11 protein-coding genes are annotated in these 19,654 nt (G+C 35.4%); all 11 read left to right on the forward strand.

The features are described 5' to 3' along the window. Positions 1-56: 56 nt before the first annotated feature. The 11 genes from FJOH_RS16375 to FJOH_RS16425 all read left to right on the forward strand — a co-directional run bounded on the left by FJOH_RS16375 (position 57) and on the right by FJOH_RS16425 (position 19,608). On the forward strand, positions 57-347 hold the full coding sequence (locus FJOH_RS16375; RefSeq protein WP_012025142.1) for a PAAR domain-containing protein: 291 nt from the start codon (positions 57-59) through the stop codon (positions 345-347). A 2-nt stretch (positions 348-349) separates the two neighbouring features. Continuing rightward, positions 350-760, forward strand: coding sequence for a GPW/gp25 family protein (locus tag FJOH_RS16380; protein WP_012025143.1), 411 nt, complete (start codon positions 350-352; stop codon positions 758-760). Positions 761-772: 12 nt separating this feature from the next. Beyond that, on the forward strand, positions 773-4,147 hold the full coding sequence (locus tag FJOH_RS16385) for a baseplate J/gp47 family protein (RefSeq protein ID WP_012025144.1): 3,375 nt from the start codon (positions 773-775) through the stop codon (positions 4,145-4,147). Next, entirely contained in the window at positions 4,135-6,837 is a 2,703-nt protein-coding gene (locus FJOH_RS16390; protein ID WP_012025145.1) for a hypothetical protein, read from the forward strand. Before FJOH_RS16385 ends, FJOH_RS16390 begins: the two co-directional genes overlap by 13 nt. A gap of 11 nt (positions 6,838-6,848) precedes the next feature. Beyond that, positions 6,849-10,274 (forward strand): PKD domain-containing protein, encoded by a 3,426-nt coding sequence (locus tag FJOH_RS16395; RefSeq protein ID WP_012025146.1) that lies wholly within the window; start codon positions 6,849-6,851, stop codon positions 10,272-10,274. Then, positions 10,267-12,015 (forward strand): contractile injection system tape measure protein, encoded by a 1,749-nt coding sequence (locus tag FJOH_RS16400; RefSeq protein WP_012025147.1) that lies wholly within the window; start codon positions 10,267-10,269, stop codon positions 12,013-12,015. Before FJOH_RS16395 ends, FJOH_RS16400 begins: the two co-directional genes overlap by 8 nt. An 11-nt stretch (positions 12,016-12,026) precedes the next feature. Continuing rightward, positions 12,027-12,605, forward strand: a complete 579-nt coding sequence (locus tag FJOH_RS16405) for a hypothetical protein (RefSeq protein ID WP_012025148.1) — start codon at positions 12,027-12,029, stop codon at positions 12,603-12,605. Next, positions 12,602-13,429: a DUF6734 family protein gene (locus FJOH_RS16410; RefSeq protein ID WP_012025149.1), complete on the forward strand. Its 828-nt coding sequence runs from the start codon at positions 12,602-12,604 to the stop codon at positions 13,427-13,429. The genes FJOH_RS16405 and FJOH_RS16410 overlap by 4 nt, the downstream gene beginning before the upstream one ends. Before the next feature lie 20 nt (positions 13,430-13,449). Further along, a complete protein-coding gene (locus tag FJOH_RS16415) occupies positions 13,450-14,310 on the forward strand; it encodes a DUF6734 family protein (protein ID WP_012025150.1) in 861 nt (286 codons plus the stop codon). A gap of 41 nt (positions 14,311-14,351) precedes the next feature. Beyond that, the gene (locus FJOH_RS16420) at positions 14,352-15,569 is read left to right on the forward strand and encodes an eCIS core domain-containing protein (RefSeq protein ID WP_012025151.1); all 1,218 of its coding nucleotides are present in this window, start codon (positions 14,352-14,354) and stop codon (positions 15,567-15,569) included. A gap of 133 nt (positions 15,570-15,702) precedes the next feature. Further along, on the forward strand, positions 15,703-19,608 hold the full coding sequence (locus FJOH_RS16425; protein ID WP_235023021.1) for a phage tail protein: 3,906 nt from the start codon (positions 15,703-15,705) through the stop codon (positions 19,606-19,608). Positions 19,609-19,654: the final 46 nt, after the last annotated feature.

A 19,654-nucleotide genomic window follows, 5' to 3' on the forward strand; every position in this document is an offset into this window, starting at 1 on the left:
CGGAGAACTATGTTTCTATGTGTTAAACAATTACAGCTAACTTAATAATTATAATTATGGGATTACCGGCCGCAAGAATTAACGATATGCATGTCTGCCCAATGGTAACAGCAACTGTTCCTCATGTTGGCGGACCAATTTTACCGCCAGGCTCGCCTACAGTTTTAATAGGCGGTCAGCCTGCAGCCTGTTTGGGAGATATGATTGTTTGTACAGGTCCGCCGGATAGTATCATCGCGGGTTCTAGTACAGTGCTGATTGGAGGAAAACCAGCAGCAAGAATGGGAGATTCAACCGCACATGGCGGCACAATTGTAATGGGATGCCCAACGGTTTTAATAGGTTAATCATGGAAAATAAAGAAGCCTTTTTAGGTACAGGATGGAGTTTTCCGCCAGAGTTCAAAAAGAACAATAAAGCGGTCGTAATGACATCTGACGAGACAGACATTAAAAGCAGTCTGGAGATATTGCTTTCTACCAAAATCGGTGAACGTATTATGCTGCCCAGATATGGCTGTAATATGGATGAACTGCTTTTTGAAACATTAGACAGAACACTCAAAACCTATGTTTCTGAACTTATAAAAACAGCGATTTTATATTACGAACCAAGAATTGATGTTGAAAAAATCGACATCACGCAAAGTGATGATTTAGAAGGAGAATTATTAGTCATAATCGATTACAGAATAAGAAGTACAAACTCAAGAAGCAATCTTGTTTATCCCTTTTACAAAGGAGAAGGCACTAATATTTAAAGTTTATAAGCAATGAGTACCAACAGCCAAATAGACAATGTTATTTTTAAAAGAAATGGAGTCAACCAGGAAGAACGCTATAGTGATGCACTAGAGCCGGGCAACTTAAAACTTCATGATTTTACTATTGAAGACTGGCTGTTATTTGCGTATAATTTTGCCAAAGAAGTCAACTTTTTCGAGACCGATAACGATAAAACGCCAGAAGGCAATTGGCAGGATTTTTTCAGCTATTTCGGATTTTCAAAAGAGAATCTTCCGGATGGCATCCCAAAAAGAACCGAAAAGGAATATGCTGTTTTAAAAGAAAGTATTACCAAAACATTATCAACAGCCAATATTAATCAGGACCTTACTCCTCACCTAACTTTGTTTGTATGCTTTTTGAAATTATTGGAATTATCCCAAAACAAACTTAATCTCATTACTAAAAAGCATTTAGATTTTTTCTATAAAGACATACTACAAATTGAAAAACTGCCTGCAAAAGCAGATAAAGTCAATATTATTTTTGAACTGGCAAAAAAAATTGCCGAAGAAAAAATCGCTGCTAACACAGAACTTGACGCAGGAAAAGATCCCGACGGCAAAAAATTAATATACAAAACCACAGAAGAATTTATTGCCAACAAAGCCAATATAGCTTACCTGAAAAGTGTGTATAATGATGTTGATCGAGGCGAAATAAAATACAGCGATATTGCCAATTCTCTTGACGGAAAAGGTGAACCTTTAAAAGAAGATGCTCCCTATTGGTTTCCTTTTGGTTATACCACCGAGGAAAAGAAATACCCTGAATTAAGCGATGCCAAGTTAGGTTTTGCAATAGCTTCAGAATTATTTAATCTAAAAGAAGGCGACAGAAGTATTGACATTACCATAACTTTTGATGGAGATTTAAGTTTTCATCATCCATTCAATACAGCTGATCTTTTGGAAAACATCAGCATTTTGTATAGTGCTAAAAAAGGATGGATTGGAAATTTTAAACTCAGCACAGCGATTGCTTTTAAAAATGTAAATCAATCTTCAAACATTGGCAGCAATCAATTAAGATTAGTTTTTCAGATCTCGAAAGATAATCCGGCAATTGTAAACTACGATCAGAAAGTTTTAGGCGAATTTTTCTCGACAGAACTGCCTGTAATTCGATTTTTAATCAATACGCAAGATCAAAAAGGACATACTCTTTTTAGAGCTTTAGTTACAAAAACAATAACCGGCATTACGGCAAAAGTTGAAGTTAAAGATGTAAAATCTCTAGTATTAGAAAGTGATACCGGACTGCTTAACGCGGCAAAACCCTTTTTTCCTTTTACAACCCAGCCCGAAAAAAACAGTTCGTTTATAATAAATTATCCTGAAATTTTTTCTAAAAAATGGACAGACGCAGAAATTAACATAAAATGGAAAAACACGCCGCTGTCTTTTGAAACGCACTATGCTGCCTACAAAAAAAGTTTTCTTGAAACTATCAGCAAAGACATTTTCAATACTGCAATATTCACCCAAGTAACCAGTAATGCGAGAATGAATATCAACCAGCCTGAAGATGGAATTGCCAAAAGAACCGCTCCAAAATCAGAACCTGCAATCGCAGCTAACGCTTCAAAAACACTAAACCCAGCCGACCCGATTGTTACAGACGGCTATTTTAAAGCAACATTATCTGTTTTAAACAAAGAAGTTTGGGACGAACAAGATAAAACGGTCAAATTATTTGTAGATGATGATAAGGATCAGGTATTTGAAACTAAAGTAAATGTAAAAGGCTCTTATGAGCTTGGCAAAAGCGGTCCTATTCGATTGACCTTAAATCAGTCGTTTTTACATTCGTTATTTCCAAAAATCTATACTTTGGCTATACTAAATGTGGCGGAAGATCCGTCAACCCCAATTCCAAATGAACCTTATACACCCGTTGCAGAAAGCATAAGCCTGAATTATTCTGCTGAGGAAACTATTGATTTTAAGGTTTCTGCCTACGAATCTAACCAAGTAAAATTGTTTCATGAAGCTCCTTTTGGCCAGCGCGAAGAACATTCTTATTTGAAACAGCAAGCCATCAATAAAGAAATTTTAGAAGCTGCCCCAATTACCAATTGTCTGGTTCCGGATTATTGTGATGGAGGCGAATTTTATATCGGACTTCAGGATGCCGAAACATTACAGCAAATTTCATTATTATTTCAAATATTAGAAGGAAGCGAAAACACCAAAGTGCCCACTTTTATTGGAAAACAAAAAGTAGAATGGTACATATTATGCGATAATTACTGGAAAAACCTGGATAAGGATATTTTAGCAAATGGCATCGATAACTTTTTAAAATCAGGTATCGTAAAATTTGGCATCCCAAAACAGGCAACAAATGACAATACACTGTTTCCGGCTAATACCATTTGGGTAAAAGCAAAAATGCACAAAAAATACGATGCCGTCTGCAAAGTGATCGATGTAAAAACTCAGGTTGTTACTGCGCAGTTTTTTGACAACAATAATAATTTAGCACATTTAGACAGCACATTACCGGCCAAAACAATATCAAAATTAATTACCAGAGTACCGCAGATTAAAAGCGTTGAACAGCCTTTTAATTCGTTTGACGGAAAACCATTAGAGTCAGATCCCTCCTATTATCTGCGTGTAAGCGAACGCCTGCGCCACAAAAACAGAGCAATAACACTTTGGGATTACGAACATCTTATTTTACAGGAATTTCCAAATGTTTTTAGAGTAAAATGCCTTAACCATACTTTTATTTCGGGCACAGAAACCTCGTTTTTATCTCCGGGAAAAGTAACGCTGGTTGTAATTCCGGACATTGTAGACAAAAATGTATTCGATATTTATGAACCAAGAGTAAGCACCGCCGCGCTGAACAGCATTGAGAGTTTTATTAATTCTAAAAACTCCATGCAGGTATCTGCAAAAGTAATTAACCCCGATTATGAAAAAGTGATCATAAAACTGAATGTAAAGTTTTATCCGCAGTACGATGAGAATTTTTATAAAAAACAGCTCAACGAAGATCTTATAAAATTTTTATCGCCCTGGGCATTTGATACCTCTAAACAAATCATATTTGGAGTCGAACTGCAGCGCAGTATTGTTATCGAATATATTGAAAATTTATATTACGTAGATTTCTTATCCACGCTTGAAATGGCGATCTACATCGATAAAAAAACAGATAAGGAACATCCAAAAGTACTAGACGATACAGAAAACAATGCTGCCAATGTACCTCTTTTAGATTTTCAAACTACACTGTCACCATCAAGTCCAAAAAACATTTTAGTTTCTGTTAAAAACCATATTATCAGTACCAAAATAGACACTTGCAAAAAAATAACTCAAGAAGAACCTGAAAAATGCCGCTACTAGACCAACATATCACCATTCCTAAAAAATCAGCATCAGAGGACGATTTGGATTTCTTTTATCTAAGAAAAAAAGGAATCGAATATATCGAGTCTTTTGGCAGTAAATTCTGGACTGATTTTAACGAGCACGATCCAGGGATTACGATGCTGGAAATGCTTTGCTACGCCATTTCAGATCTTGGCATGAGACTCAATCTTCCGATAGAAAATATATTAGCATCTGATGACAGCGATAAAGGCATTCCAAAACAGTTTTTTAAAGCCTCAGAAGTATTGTCATCAAGTCCTGTTACACAAAATGATTACCGAAAACTATTTATAGACATAAAAGGCGTTCGAAACTGCTGGCTTGCCAAACATGAAAAAACAGTGTATGTAGACTGCAAAAAAAATCAGCTTTCTTATGACATTAAGGATTATCAAAATCTGCCGGAAAACTTAAGAAAATCTTTTGACATCAACGGCTTATACGATCTTTATGTAGATTTTGAAAGCTCAAAACCTTCAGAAATAGAAGCCGTTAAAGAAAAAATAAGAAAGCAGTATCATGCAAACAGAAACCTTTGTGAAGATCTTGTCGATATTAAAAAAGTGGTAGACTACCCTATTAAAATATGTGCCGATATCGAAGTTGATACAGAAGCCGATGAAGAACTGGTTCATGCCAATGTGATTAATGCTCTGGAAAGCTACTTATCGACAACCGTCAATTTTTATTCTCTAAAACAAATGATTGACAAAGGATATTCAACTTTGGAAATTTTCGACGGTCCAAGTTTAGAAAACGGTTTTATTGATACAAAAGAACTCCTTACGGCCGATTTGAGAAACGAAGTGCGTCTTTCAGATATTATGAGAATAATAATGTCTGTACCTGATGTAATTTTAATTAAAGATATTTCTTTGGGAAATTGCGGCGGTGATGATTTGGAAAACAAATGGCTTATCTGTCTTGCCCCTTACCAAAAACCCGTTATTTGTGCTAAAAGTGTATTCAATTACAACAAAGGATTACTGCCTTTGAATATCAATCAGGCTCAGGTAAAAATTTATTTAGATGCTATAAAAGCCGAAAAAGACAAAGCTACAACCAACGCCAGTCAGGATAAAGAATTAGATGTGCCAAATGGCGAATATCTTAACACCGATTTTTATACCACTATACAAAATGATTTTCCTGAAACTTATGGAATTGGCGAAGTTGGGCTTCCTTCCAGAGCATCTGTTGAACGCAAATCGAAAGCAAAACAATTAAAAGGATATCTTTTATTTTTTGATCAGATATTAGGAAGTTATTTTAAACAACTGGGGCAGATAAGCGAATTACTTTCAGTAAGCGGCAATTTAACCCGAACCCTTTTTACTCAGGTTGTCAAAGACATTGAAGGAGCAGATGAAATTGTAAACGGATATGAAAATTACACCGATGACAGCATTACAGAACTGCTTTTTGACCAGCAGGACAATAATATAGAACGAAGAAATAAAATTTTAGACCATCTTTTGTCCCGTTTTGCCGAGAATTTCTCGGAGTACGTATTTGTCAATAAAACCATTTACGGCAATACTACAGATCAGGTAGTACTGCGTGACAAAGAAAACTTTCTAAAAGATTATAAAGTAGTAAGTAAAGAGCGCGGCAATGCCTTTGATTATTACAAACAGCCCACTGCTAATTTATGGAATACCAATAATGTTTCGGGAGCAGAAAAAAGGATTTCGAGATTGATTGGTATTCGAAATTACAGCCGCAGGAATCTTTCTAATTCGTTTGTCGAAATGTACAATTTTATTGATTCAGATAATCAATCAGTTTATAGATGGCGCATTCTGGATACTCATAATGAAATTGTGCTTTCTTCAACAGCGGAATACTTTGATACTTCTGCTGCAAATAAAGAGCTTTATTTTGCTGTATTACAGATTATTCAGACTCGCGAATACAAAATAAAAGAAGCTTTTAAAAACGGCACAGTACAAGATTTATCTATTATCGATAATATTTTGATTCAGCAGTCAGATGCCGGAAAATATTCTTATGATATTATAAATCCGGCAATTAATGACAAGAAAAATCCTGACCGCATTATTGCCCGCAGATATGAATACTATACTAATCTGGCGGATTTAGAAAAATCAATTCTGGACTTAATTCAGTTCATGAAAGAAGATTTTACCGAAGAAGGAATGTTTTTGGTAGAACACATGATGCTTCGCCCGGATGTAAACCAGACAACCGTAAATCCAGATACCTTCATGCCAGTCTGCGCCGATGAGTGCGGTGATTGCGAACCAATAGATCCCTACTCCTATCGCGTGAGCGTAGTACTTCCGGGATATACATTGCGATTTGCCAACACCGATTTTAGAAATTATATAGAAAAAATAATTAAAGAAGAATTACCAGCTCACGTTCTGGCAAAAATATGCTGGATTGGCTACAGGGAAAAAGATGTAAAAGACCCCGCAGAAAACCAGCTTATTCAATTTGAAAAAACCTATAAAGACTATTTATCCGCCAAAACAAATTTGAATCAGGAACAGCCGGAACCGCAATTAATCAGCTTTATAAAATCACTAACCAGTCTGGATAATGTTTACCCAACAGGACGACTATTTGACTGCAGTGATGAAAACGAGCGATTGTCAGATAAAATTATACTAGGAAAAACGAATTTAGGATCACTATAAAAACTATTGCCATGTCAGCAAAACTTTCAACAATAACAACACAATACCGAAGATTCACAAAGAATCAGGTACTTACAGAAGGAAACCTTAATGAGGTTGTAGATTTTTTTGACGACCAGGACCGCCTGTCCCGCATTTACCTGAGCGGCGTTGGTATAGTTTGCGGACTTTATCCCGCTTATAATGAGTCTCAAAAAACAATTACAATAACACAGGGAACTGGTATAACTACTGATGGTGATCTTTTTAAATTATATCAGGCGGATGTATTAGGAAACAAAAAAATCGATTTTGATTCCAAAACCTATACGCACTGCAAAATCTATGATAATACAAAAGCGGCTTATAAACCCTTTTTTTATGATGGATCAAACAAACAACTGCCTCTTTTTGAACTCTTGACAGAAGAACAGCAAAAAAAAGAAAAAGACCCTTATTTTGCTTTAGCAGAATTTAGCTCAAATACAAAATTTGAGATTAAAGAAGCCGTAGTTCTTTTGTATCTGGAGTCGTATGAAAAAGAATCTGACCTTTGCGTGAGTCTTTCTTGCGACAACCAGGGATTGGAAATCGTGGGCAATTATAAAGTTTTAATTGTCAGTAAAGCCGTTGCCGCACAAATAATGGGTCATGACAGCATGATTGGCAAAACCAATTATGTTAATTTATACCATACGTTACCAGAGCTGAAATCGAACAGAATTGTACTAAAAAAAGAAGATTTTGCTCATCTTGAGGCAATAAAACAAAATTTTACCAAAGGGATTTTCAAAAACAATATTGTAAAGAACTTGCAGGATGGTTATAATAAGCTGCTGACAGGTTTAAATATGCCTCTGGTTCTGGATGCTGTTCAAAAAAAGATAACTGAGCTGTTTAACTTTGAAGGAGACCCTGTACTTCCTCCCGATTTTCAATATCGATATAATCTGTTAAACGATCTGGTTGATACTTATAACGAAACCAAAGCACTTTTACTCAACATAAACGATAGTTATTGTTCACCTGATATTAATGCTTTTCCAAAGCACTTAATGCTGGGCGAATTAATAAAAACTGAGCCTTGTTTTGAATTTCGTCATGATTTTTACAAATCGCCTCTGCTTACAGGAGAAAATCTTACTGCCTGCAATGACTGCCTTGCAGATGATAAAAATTCAGAAGAAAAAGACGTAAAAGATGAAATACAAATATGTTATGGTGAAAACACAGCCAGACAAAGAATGTACAGTCTTATTTTGCGAACTGCTGAGTTATTAGAAAACTACAATCCGTTATATGATTTTATAAAAATTACACCTTCTCTGCAAATGGGCAAATTGGGCAAAAAAGCCATTCCGTTTTACAACAATGTAAACGATTCGCTTATTAAGGCCTGGGATTTTGATAAAACCATTTTAGGGTTACAAAGAAACAATGTTAGTTACCACGATGATTTATTAAATACTAAAAAACCGCTCGAAATACATCTTGACAGTGACTTTTATAGAATTGAAGGTCATCAGGGACGCAACTACAAAGAAGCACTAAAAGCGATTCAGCAGATTAGATTAGATAACGGTCTCGGATTCAACATAATGATTCTGGCTGTAAATGCTAATGAACTGGATAAAACCATTCAAAATTTCACCCAGTATTACCTCAACAAAAACCACGGTTACGAGCATAAAGCAGGCGTAGTTCCCGGCGGCACTTTCATTATGATTTATCTGGAAGAAAAAGTACCGTATTATTACTATTATAACACCCGAAGACCTTCTTTAACGGGAGACTTTGAAAAATTTGCCGAAGGCATCCCAATTTTAAATCCAATTGTTGCCGATTTTTCACTGCCGTATCTATGCTGCGATGAAAACAATATTGGACTTACTTTACCTGTAGATAAAATTTGTTTTGACAGCAAAACACCTCCTCTGCCGTTTAAAGTATCTCCAGCTGGAGGATTTGTAAAAGCCAATGTTAGACCAGATCAAAACGGAGGAATAGCTGTAAATGAATTGGGAGTACTTGTTTTTGATCCAAATTTAGTCAGCAAAGAGTTAATTGGTCAAACGATAACCTTTACCGTTAATAATTTTGATACTGACTGTAAGATAACCATTTTCGAAAAACCAAAATTCGATTTTATCGCAGTTCCTTTAAAACCTTCAGGAATCAGCGAAACCGAAGTTACTTTTACCGTAACAGGAGACAATCTTGCGGGTAATAAATTTACCTGGAATTTTGGAGACAAAACCGATCTTGTTACAGACGACAAGACCGAAATAAAACACATTTACAAATACAATGGTGAATCGCAAAAGAAATTCACATTTGATGTTACGCTGAATGCTGATAATGGCAACTGCGGTTTTCAGGTTACTCATCCTGTGAGTTTTGAAATTGAAGATCCAAAAGTACTCATAGATGGTAAATTAACAAACAGAATATCTTTTTGCAGAAACGAAAAACCGGTTGTACTTACTCTTGAACCAAATGTAAAAGGAGCTGTTATTTCCGGCGATGGTGTTGTAATAACAAAAGGAGGAATAGTTCGGTTTAATCCAGCCGATGTTCCTCCGGGTGCAGCAAGCGTAACCATTCTTATAGACGGCAAGCCATCTAATCTTATAATTACACTTTTAGACCTTCCTACTGCAAGTTTTACTTTCAATATAGATGCTGCAGGAATTCTAACCTTAATCAACAACTCGGTAAATGCTGCAGCTTATACATGGGATGTCAATAAGGAAATAATAAAAACAGATAAAAAAGATCCAATCACAAGACCAATTGCTTTATTTAATGAATCTTCCATTTCTGTTTTACTAACTGCCGAAGGCAAATGCGGCTCCGTAAACGATGGTCCAAGGCTAATTGAGATAAAAAAACCAGTTGAAGTAAATGCATGTCTTGAAAGTGCCGGCCAATTTGTTAAAAGTTCAATTGAAACCGTTTCTAATTTAAAAGAAATTTCTGTTTTAAATAAGTTCAACAGACAGACTAACAGCTTCATTACTGAAACCGAAAACAGATATGTACAAGTTCAAAATGACCTTGAAAGTTACATCAGCGGAACGTTAAATGACAAATTACCTGAATTATTTACACAGGAATATTTCAACTTTATATCAACAGTTACGGCCTCTGCTGTAAGAGCGCAGAATGCAGAGCAGATTACTGCGGTACAAAAACTTATATCGCTGAATACTTCCTTGTTTTATACTATTTTGAGATGTCAGGATGCCAAAACGCTTAAAGCATTTGAAGAACAAATTACGCGAACATCATCACTTTTCAGCAGTTTATTTCAAGGTTTCATAGAAATAAAATTCAACACAGATACTGACGGATCATTGAAAAAATTCTTGTCCGGCATGGCAAAAGTATTTGCAAAAATTGATTTTATCCTGTCAAACTTAAACATACAAATAGAAAACCTTACCGCTGGTGCTTAATTCAAATAAACATATTATCAATAAAGTCTTCCTTGAGATAAATACCAATTCTAAAGAAAAAGGATGTTATCTCAAGGACAATATTGATGTGTTTTTACAAAAGGAAATATTCTCGATTTTAGAAAATTACTTTAACGAACTGGATTCAAAAAATCCTTCACACAGCATACAATTAGACAAACTCAACCTTGATATTGCCATAAATCAAAATTTAGATTTTAAAGATTTCAAAGAACAAATTCTTAAAAAAATCAGCAGACAAGTCGAAGAAGTTTTTGAAAAAGAAGAAAAAAATATTGAAGGTTACAAACGCATCAACCCGCAGGAAAAAGATATAGAAGGCTTTTTTCACTTTCTGGAAACAGGTACAAATCCTTGGTGGATAACTTTAAATAATGATTTTAAAATAATTGAGGATAAAACATTTAACGAAATCCTGAATAATAAAAACTTCTCTTTTAAATGGGCAAATGCAATGCAGAAATCAATTGCAAGAACAAGGTTCATTAAACAATTTAGTGACAGCCAAATTGTAACCATTATTAAAAAAGGAATTGTACTTAAAAAAAATAATGCCGAGAACAGTGCCAAAATAATCAGGATTGAAGCGATAAAAAAACAGATTGAAACCAGTATTTCAAAAAATCAATTGATTCCGAATCAAAGATTTTTAATGTGGGAAATAGTTGTTTTAAATCTTTTGGAAACAAACCATGCAATTGTAAAACAAAAGCTTTCCAGATTAATTCAAAGTGTATTTGAATTTCATAAAAAAGACAGCTTTTTAGAATACAAAGCGCTTTTTCTAAAAGAAATTGAAAATCAGATAGAAAACCAAAACGAATTGGAATTACTGGCTGATCTTGATGTTGCTGTTTTGATTATCGAAAAAAAACTAGACAAAGTCATTTTAAAAGAAAGAGAAACGGAAATAGAGACTTCACTAAAAAAACAAACGTCAATAAAACCTGAGGTTGAGATTGAAAATAAGAGAGCAACAGAAAATGAAAATGAAACAGAAATAAAAAGTATTCAGGAAAACAATGAAACAACAACAACCAACCCTGATTTGATTTTATTGAAAGATAAAGATACAGCCGTTGACAGCGGTAACAAAGATATCGAACCCTTATTAAATCAATTAAAAGAAAAAACACCAAATAACCACGAAGAAGTAATCGATAAAAAAGAATCTTCTTTTGAAAAAGAAAAAGGCAGAAACGAAGAAATAGCAGACAATGCTATTAGCGAATTATATGTTGACAATGCGGGTTTAGTATTAATTCATCCTTTTTTGAAATCTCTTTTTGAGAATTGCAAACTGCTCAATAAAGACAATACTATCAATAATCCTGAAACTGCTGCTCACCTATTGCACTATACAGCCACAGGAAAAGAGCAGGATTATGAAAACGCTATGATCTTCGAAAAGTTTTTATGCAATATTCCAACAGCCGAACCTATTGAAAGAAACATTGTACTCTCAGAACAAATGAAAAAAGAAGCTGCAGCAATGCTGGAAGCCGTTTTGAGTAATTGGGATGTAATGAAAACATCATCGGCAGAATTGCTTCAAAACGAATTTTTACAGCGTCCCGGAAAACTGAACAGCAATGGAGACGAAAGCCCTGTAATAACTATGGAACGAAAAACACAAGATGTTTTATTAGACAAATTAAGCTGGAATTTGAGCATCATAAAATTGGCTTGGAAAAAACGAATCATATATGTTAACTGGTAAAAATTGAAAACATGAATATTGAAAACACCTCTTTCTTAGAATATGATAAAAAAAACATTCGCAGCTTTCAACAAATGGCGTTAGAATTTTTATTCAATAATGTAAACATGTCAAAAGTAGTCTTTTGCGGAGGTGTTGCAGACTATCTCAATCTTCGCGAATATTATAACATTACCATTAATGATATAGATCTGATTTTTGAAAACGAACAGGATTTACAACCCATGATCAACAAATTGGAAACAAAAAGATATCTCTCTAAATACTATAAAACAAAAAATGGTGAAGCGTTAGTGCATATTTTCAGAGTTGGAGAAAATTCAATTAATATAGACAGCTTTCCAAGGGATTTTTCCAATTCAACCTATATACAATCGTCTTTACTGGGTAAAATGGTCTGGCATACCTCATTTGAAGAAAGTAAAAAAAACCATAATACCGAAATACATCTCAACACTTCAGAAGTTAAGGGCGTTGATTATCAATGGAGACGATTGTACAAACACAGCCGAAAAGCTTCTTTGTACAACAATGTGACTTTTCTGGAAGAGAAAAACTTAATTCATACAATTAAAAAAAATATTTTATGAAGGAAGAGCCTAGAATAATTTACAGCTTAGATGCATTTCCTATCAGCAACAATCGATGGAACGAAGGCAATAAATTTAAAGAAACAATTTATTCGACAGCTCTAAGCATATTATACAGCCACTTATGGTATAAAGATATTGAGCTTTATGCTGACGAAACAGCGTATAAGTTTTTGTATATGCTTCCGTGCAGGGTGACTAAAATCAGAAGTAACGAAGACGCTGTCATTTGGATGAAATCGAAGATTGATGTTATGGAAAAACAAACAAAACCTTTTATTCACCTTGATAATGATGCCTTTATAAAAAAGAAAATAAACTTTGATTTTGATAAAGTGATTGTTGAACAAAATGATTACGAACTGTACAGTATGTATCAATATCGTCTGGATTTTTTTAATCAATACACTCAGGATTTAGATTATTGGAAACCAGATCTGGGATATGCATTTAATTGCGGCGTATTAGGTTTTAGAGACTTGGAGCTTCGGGATGAGTTTTTAAAAGCCTACTATGCTTTAGAGGAAATTTTTATTAAAAATAATAATCTGGGAATAACAAGAATAGAACCCTGTATTGTTTTAGAGCAATATAATCTGGCCGCATTGTTACATCATAAAAATATTAAACCAACATTACTGCTCTGGAAAAAAAACTTATTCGAAAACAGCCAGCTTGCAGACAGAATTGGCTACACACACATTGCCGGTCAAAAAAAATACCGGATAGACATTGTTCAGGAAATAGAAAACAGGCTTTTTAAACTGTTTCCGTATTGGTACAAAGAAGTAAAAAGTGCTTTAGAAAAAGAAGGCATCGCTTAAAAAACTATAAAAAGCTATATATGAAACAACGACACAAGATGATTTACAGCCTTGATGTGCTTCCTATAATGAATAACAGATGGAATATGGGAGACAAACTAAAGGAAACCATCTACATGACGGCTCTAAGTATTTTATACAGCCATTTGTGGTATGATGAAATTGAACTTTATGTAGATGAAATAGGTTTTAAATTCCTGTATATGCTTCCTTGTGCTGTTACCAAAGTGCAAAATGACAATAAAATTGAGCTATGGATGAAGTCTAAAATTAATGCTATGGAACTGCAGACAAAACCGTTTGTTCATATAGACACGGACATATTTATCAGGAAAAAAATAGATTTTAGTTTTGATGATGTAATAGTAGAACGCAGGGAAGATACTTATGAAATGCATTACAGGAAACAGGTAGAATTATTTACCAGATACACCCATAACTTACCTTATTGGAATACCAATTTAGGCTATTCTTATAACTGCGGCATATTTGGCTTTAACGATCTCAGGCTCCGCGATGAATTTATAAAAAGCTATTTTGATTTGGAGAAAATTTACTTAGAAAACCAGCAAAGCTTTTCTGCATTGAAACAAGAAGGTTATGAAACCTGCATTTTAATAGAACAATATACTCTTGCCTCACTGTTGAATTATAAAAACAATAATCCTACAATCCTATTGAAAGGAGAAAATATAAGAGAGCAGGGAAAATATGCAGATACTATTGGGTATTCTCATTTTTTTGGAATGAAAAAATATGACAAATATGTTGTTGACGAGATTGAACTTCGGCTCTCTAAAATATTTCCGTACTGGTACAGGCAGATAAAAAATGCATTAGAGAAAGAAGGTATTGTGGCGAGTAATGCACAGTTTGTTTAGTGAAACAAATTAGTAATCCAAAATGGTAAAAAGGACTAATCATGAGAGAATTTGAACAAAAAAAAGCAGTTAATCACTCTCCTTCTACTTTTTTTGGGCCAAAAGTTCAAAAAAAACTGACTACAGGCACTGTTGGAGACAAATACGAAACAGAAGCTGATAGTGTTGCAGACAAAGTAGTTAACAAACGTAATACAGGAGGTTTACTGCAATCTAAAAGTGAAAACACTGTACAGCAAAAACCTATTTCAGAAACTATTTCAACGGTTCAAAAACAAGATTTAGCACAAGAAAAGCCTTTACAAAAAAAGGGCAAAGAAAAAGAAGAAGATAAAAAAGTGCAAAAGAAATCCGATAAGGAAGAAGATAAAAAGGTACAGAAAAAAGGAGAAAAAGAGGAAGACAAAAAGGTTCAAAAGAAATCCGATAAGGAAGAAGATAAAAAAGTACAGAAAAAGGAAAAAAAAGAAGAAGACAAGAAAGTACAGAAAAAATGTGCCGATTGCGAAAACGAAGACAAGAAGGCTCAGAAGAAAGAAGAAAAAAAAGACGAAAAACCAGTTCAGGCAAAGTTTAAGGAATCAAACTCAGTAAATGAAGGAGTCGAAAATACTCTCAACAGCTCAAAAGGCGGCGGCAGTGCTATGGATAAAAATACAAAGCAGGAAATGGAATCTGGTTTTGGTGCCGATTTCAGCAATGTAAACATCCATACAGACAGCAAAGCTGTACAAATGAGTGAAGAACTGGGCGCGCAGGCTTTTACACACGGCAGCGATGTTTATTTCAATAAAGGAAAATACAACCCAGACTCTAAAGAAGGTAAACATTTGCTTGCGCATGAACTCACGCACACAATACAGCAAACAGGCAGTAAAGCCCGAAATAATGTTCAAAAAAAGGACATGCTGCAATTATCGACAATGCCCTGGAACATTAGCCGATGGACAACTCAGGTAAGAGAGTCTAATAATTTTACCGTGAGTAATGGCGGAACGGTTACAGTAACATCAAATTTAGCTTGGGATGGTCCGCCAAGATGCAGGGATATTGCCAGCACAATAGAAGTAAATATATATAGAAAAAGATTTTTAATAGACAGCAAAGAACATAGCGCCTCAATTTCATTATCAGGAGGAAGTACTTCGGTTTCTAATTTAACTGATGGCACTTATTATGTAGAAATTGTCTTAAGCGGCTATAATGGCGATCCAACACATTGCAGTTTAGCAGGAAGAGTTGACATTGATGCAACCTGATAACGAAATGATTTTCTGTAAAATATAATAATCAAATATGCCAGTTTTAACCAAAAAAACAAATACGAATCCTTCGCACTCCTCGTCACACCATGACAAGGGGAAGGAATCTTTTTTTGGTATAAAGGCAAAATTGAATATAGGAAAATCTAACGATAAATTTGAAATTGAAGCCGATAGAGTGGCTGACCAGGTAGTTGCCAATAAACAAACTGCAAAAACTGAATCTTTCTTTTCGCCGTCGCCCGTAATGCAAAAGAAATTGGCGCGTGATGTTCAAAAACAAGAAGAGCAAAATAAAGACGTACAGCAAAAAACCGCAGCCCAAACCATAACTCCTGTTGTACAGTTAAAAGAGGATTTAATACAAAACAAACTCGATTCCAGAATAACAGAAAAACGAGAAACCAATCCGGTTTTTTCTGCCTCAAAAACGTTAATTCAGCATAAGCTCGAAGATAAAATCCTGAAAAAAGAGGAAACAATTCAGAATAAGACAGAAGTCAAAAAAACAGAAACTGCCTCAAAAAACATACTTTCACCCAAACCTTTAATTCAAAATAAAGGAGAAGAAGAAAATCTACAACAGAAAAAAGAAGAAGAGAAACAAGCCAAAGACGATGAAAAGCAGCTGCAAAAGAGCCCTTCCGGGGATGCCAGCCCTAGTGATAATTCTAATTTAGAATCCAAATTAAACAGCAGTAAAGGCGGAGGCTCTCCTCTATCCGGAAAAGTAAAAACCGAAATGGAATCAGGCATCGGAGCTGATTTCAGCAATGTCCGTATTCACAATGATTCTAATGCTGTTCAAATGAACAAGCAATTAGGTGCGCAGGCTTTTGCTACCGGAAACAATATTTATTTTAACGAAGGAAAATACAATCCCAATTCAAAAGACGGCAAACATTTACTAGCCCACGAATTAACACATACTGTACAGCAGGGAGCGGCAATTAGAAAAAAACCGGAACCAGTCTCCCCTGCTCCCGAAATGATTCAGGGATCATTATTGTCCTTTGCGATTCCTGATTTCATAAAAGACAACGTTAGACATGTTCCCGGCTATACACTGCTTACAGTTGTAGCGGGTTATGATCCTTTGAATGACGTAAATGTCGAAAGAAATGCCGTCAATCTTATTGAAGGATTTATGGGATTGATTCCTTTTGGAACTGCCATATTTGATAAATTACAGGAATATGGTATTATTGATCGTGTTTTTGACTGGGTCAACAGTCGTTTGAGTGAACTGGGGCTAAGTATGGATGCATTACTCCAACTGGTTAAGGATGCTTGGGACGAATCTTCAATTTCAACTTTTATAGATGTTGTTAGAACCAAATTTAATGACTTGGTAAATCGGGTAACCACTTTCGCATCTTCGCTTGTCGATCAAATTATAACCTGGATAAAAGAAGCATTGATTGAAGTTGCAGAACCATTATTGGCCGAAAACAAAGCCTATTCACTTCTCAAAAAAATAATCAAATACGATCCGCTGCGCGATAAAGAAGTTACTGCCACAACTGTAGAAATATTAGAAGATTTCTTATTACTGATAGACAAGCAGACAGAGCTTGAGCAAATGCGTGAAAAAGGCACACTGCAAAAAACGGCTGACTGGCTTGATACGCAAGTTGGAACTTTCAATTCACTATTAGGTGAACTCCGCGGACTCATAACTACAGCCTGGAATGCTATTCAGCCTTCGAATCTGGCCAATATCAGCGATAACCTTTCGGCACTTGCTGTTCAGGCTGGAGGATTTTTACAAAGAGTATGGGATTTTGCTTCAGGCGTAGCATTAAAAGTATTAGAACTTGTTAAGGAGTCACTATTAGGATGGCTTTCTGATCAGGCTAAAACGGTAAGAGGTTATTCGCTTGTTAAAGTAATCATCGGAAAAGATCCTTTTACACAAGAAGTCGTACCCCGCACTGTACCCAATATGATAAAAGGCTTTATGAGCCTTATGGATGGCGGTGAAGAACAATATGCACAAATGGTTGAATCTGGCGCAATAGCCAGAATTACAGGCGAAATTGAAGCCGCAGTAGCGACACTCAACATGACGCCTCAATCTATTATACAGCTCTTTACTGATATTTGGGATTCGATGACTATTGATGACCTCGTTCATCCAATAGATGCATTCATGAGAATCATTGAGAAATTTGGAGAACCTATAGGCCGACTAATTGCTTTTGTGGCAGAAATTGTTCGAATCGTAATTATGGCCATTCTCGAAATCATGAATTTCCCATTCGATCTAATAGGAAACATCATTACAAGAGCCTTAGAAGCGATTGATGATATTAAGAAAGATCCAATTGGTTTCTTAAAAAATATACTGCGAGCGCTTAAACAAGGATTCGTACAGTTCTTTGACAATATTGTTACGCATTTAATAAATGGTGTAACCGGCTGGTTAATGAGCGAGTTGAAAGATGCCAATATTCCGGTACTGACTGATTTCTCTTTAAAAGGTGTTATTACCTGGATTATGGAAGTGCTGAATATCTCGATGGAAAAAATCTGGGAAAAACTAGCCGCACATCCGCGCATTGGCCCGGCAAGAGTAGCCAGAATCCGCAGTATGATTAATACACTTGAAGGTATCTGGACATTCATTAAAGATGTTCAGGAACGTGGTATGGCCGCCATTTGGGACAAAATACAAGAACAGCTTAGTAATTTATGGAATACCGTTCTCGATGCCGTGAAAAACTTTGTCATGGAACGTATCGTGAATAGAATTACAGCCAGACTTTTAAGCATGTTAGACCCAACAGGAATCATGGCTGTTATAAACGGTGCTATGGCGTTCTTTAATGCGGTACAAAGTTTTATTAAATACCTGCGTGAAATGCTCGAAGTTGTCAATTCGTTTGTCAATGGTATAGCCGATTTAGCCAGAGGCAATGTCGCCACAGCCGCAGATTATCTGGAAAGAACTATGGGACAAGCCATGCCTGTTGTGATAGGTTTCTTGGCAAATCAAGTTGGTTTAACTGGTATTGGAGCAAGAATTGGTGAAATGATTATTTCTGTTCAGCAAATGGTCGATGAAGCGCTGACTTGGTTAGTCAATAAAGCAGTTGATACCGGAATGAGTATTATTGACAGATTAATGGGAGGCAGCGGTACAGATAATCTGGCAGTTGTAAAACAAAATCTGCATCAGGAAGAACAATCAAAATTGACAAACGGAGCTATTAAAAGAGAAGAAGCTCAGGAAGTAGCCCAAAATGTGGCAACACTAAATAATACATTGGTAAATTCTATATCTGTAGTTGATGGCGGACAAACCTGGAATTACAATATTGTTCAAAAAACAGACGAAGAAGATGGTCCAAGAAAAGAAGAAATCTCCATTGAAAATGCCACATTAGAAGTAGTTTTTGAAGGAAATAAAATAAGACTAAATTTTGTTGATGAAGAAACAACGGCAGTTATAGCTCCCGCAGTAAGTGATGCAAGATTGCTTCAAGTTCTAGAACAATTAAAAATGGATGAGGAACAAGCAAAAGCATTTTTTGATGAACTAAAAAACAGAAATATAATAAACACAAACGAATTCAAACAATTGCTAATTGCTCACGCTCGACCTAAAAGTGCGGGAATGGATCCTATTGCATTTCTAACTAGTAAACTAAGTCTGAATCAATCAACTGCAGCTGCGTGGAGTCGACCTCAGGGAAGTTCAATGAGAAACAGAGGGGTTAACCTAGGTCCTGACGCAGACGGGAATCAACGTGAGACTCTTTCTCAATATGCACAAATTTTTTATGAAAAAGAAGTTGGAGACTGGATGAGCAGACCATTAGAAAGAGATGCAGGTCCAGATGAACCGCGTATACTCGAATACATTTATCAAAAAGAAGGAAATCCTGATGTTATCTCCTTAGGAGTCGTTGAGCTAAATGATAGTGGCGAAATTATACAAATAATAAAAGTTAATTCAAATAATATAAGTGGTGGACAGCAAGGTCTAATTCAATTATTAAAAAGAAAAGGATGGGCAATGAGAATTCCTTAAAATGATAAGAAACAATGTTGAAAAAAACATTTTTGCTTGGTGTCTT

This window comes from Flavobacterium johnsoniae UW101 (assembly GCF_000016645.1).
Classification (GTDB): Bacteria; Bacteroidota; Bacteroidia; order Flavobacteriales; family Flavobacteriaceae; genus Flavobacterium; species Flavobacterium johnsoniae.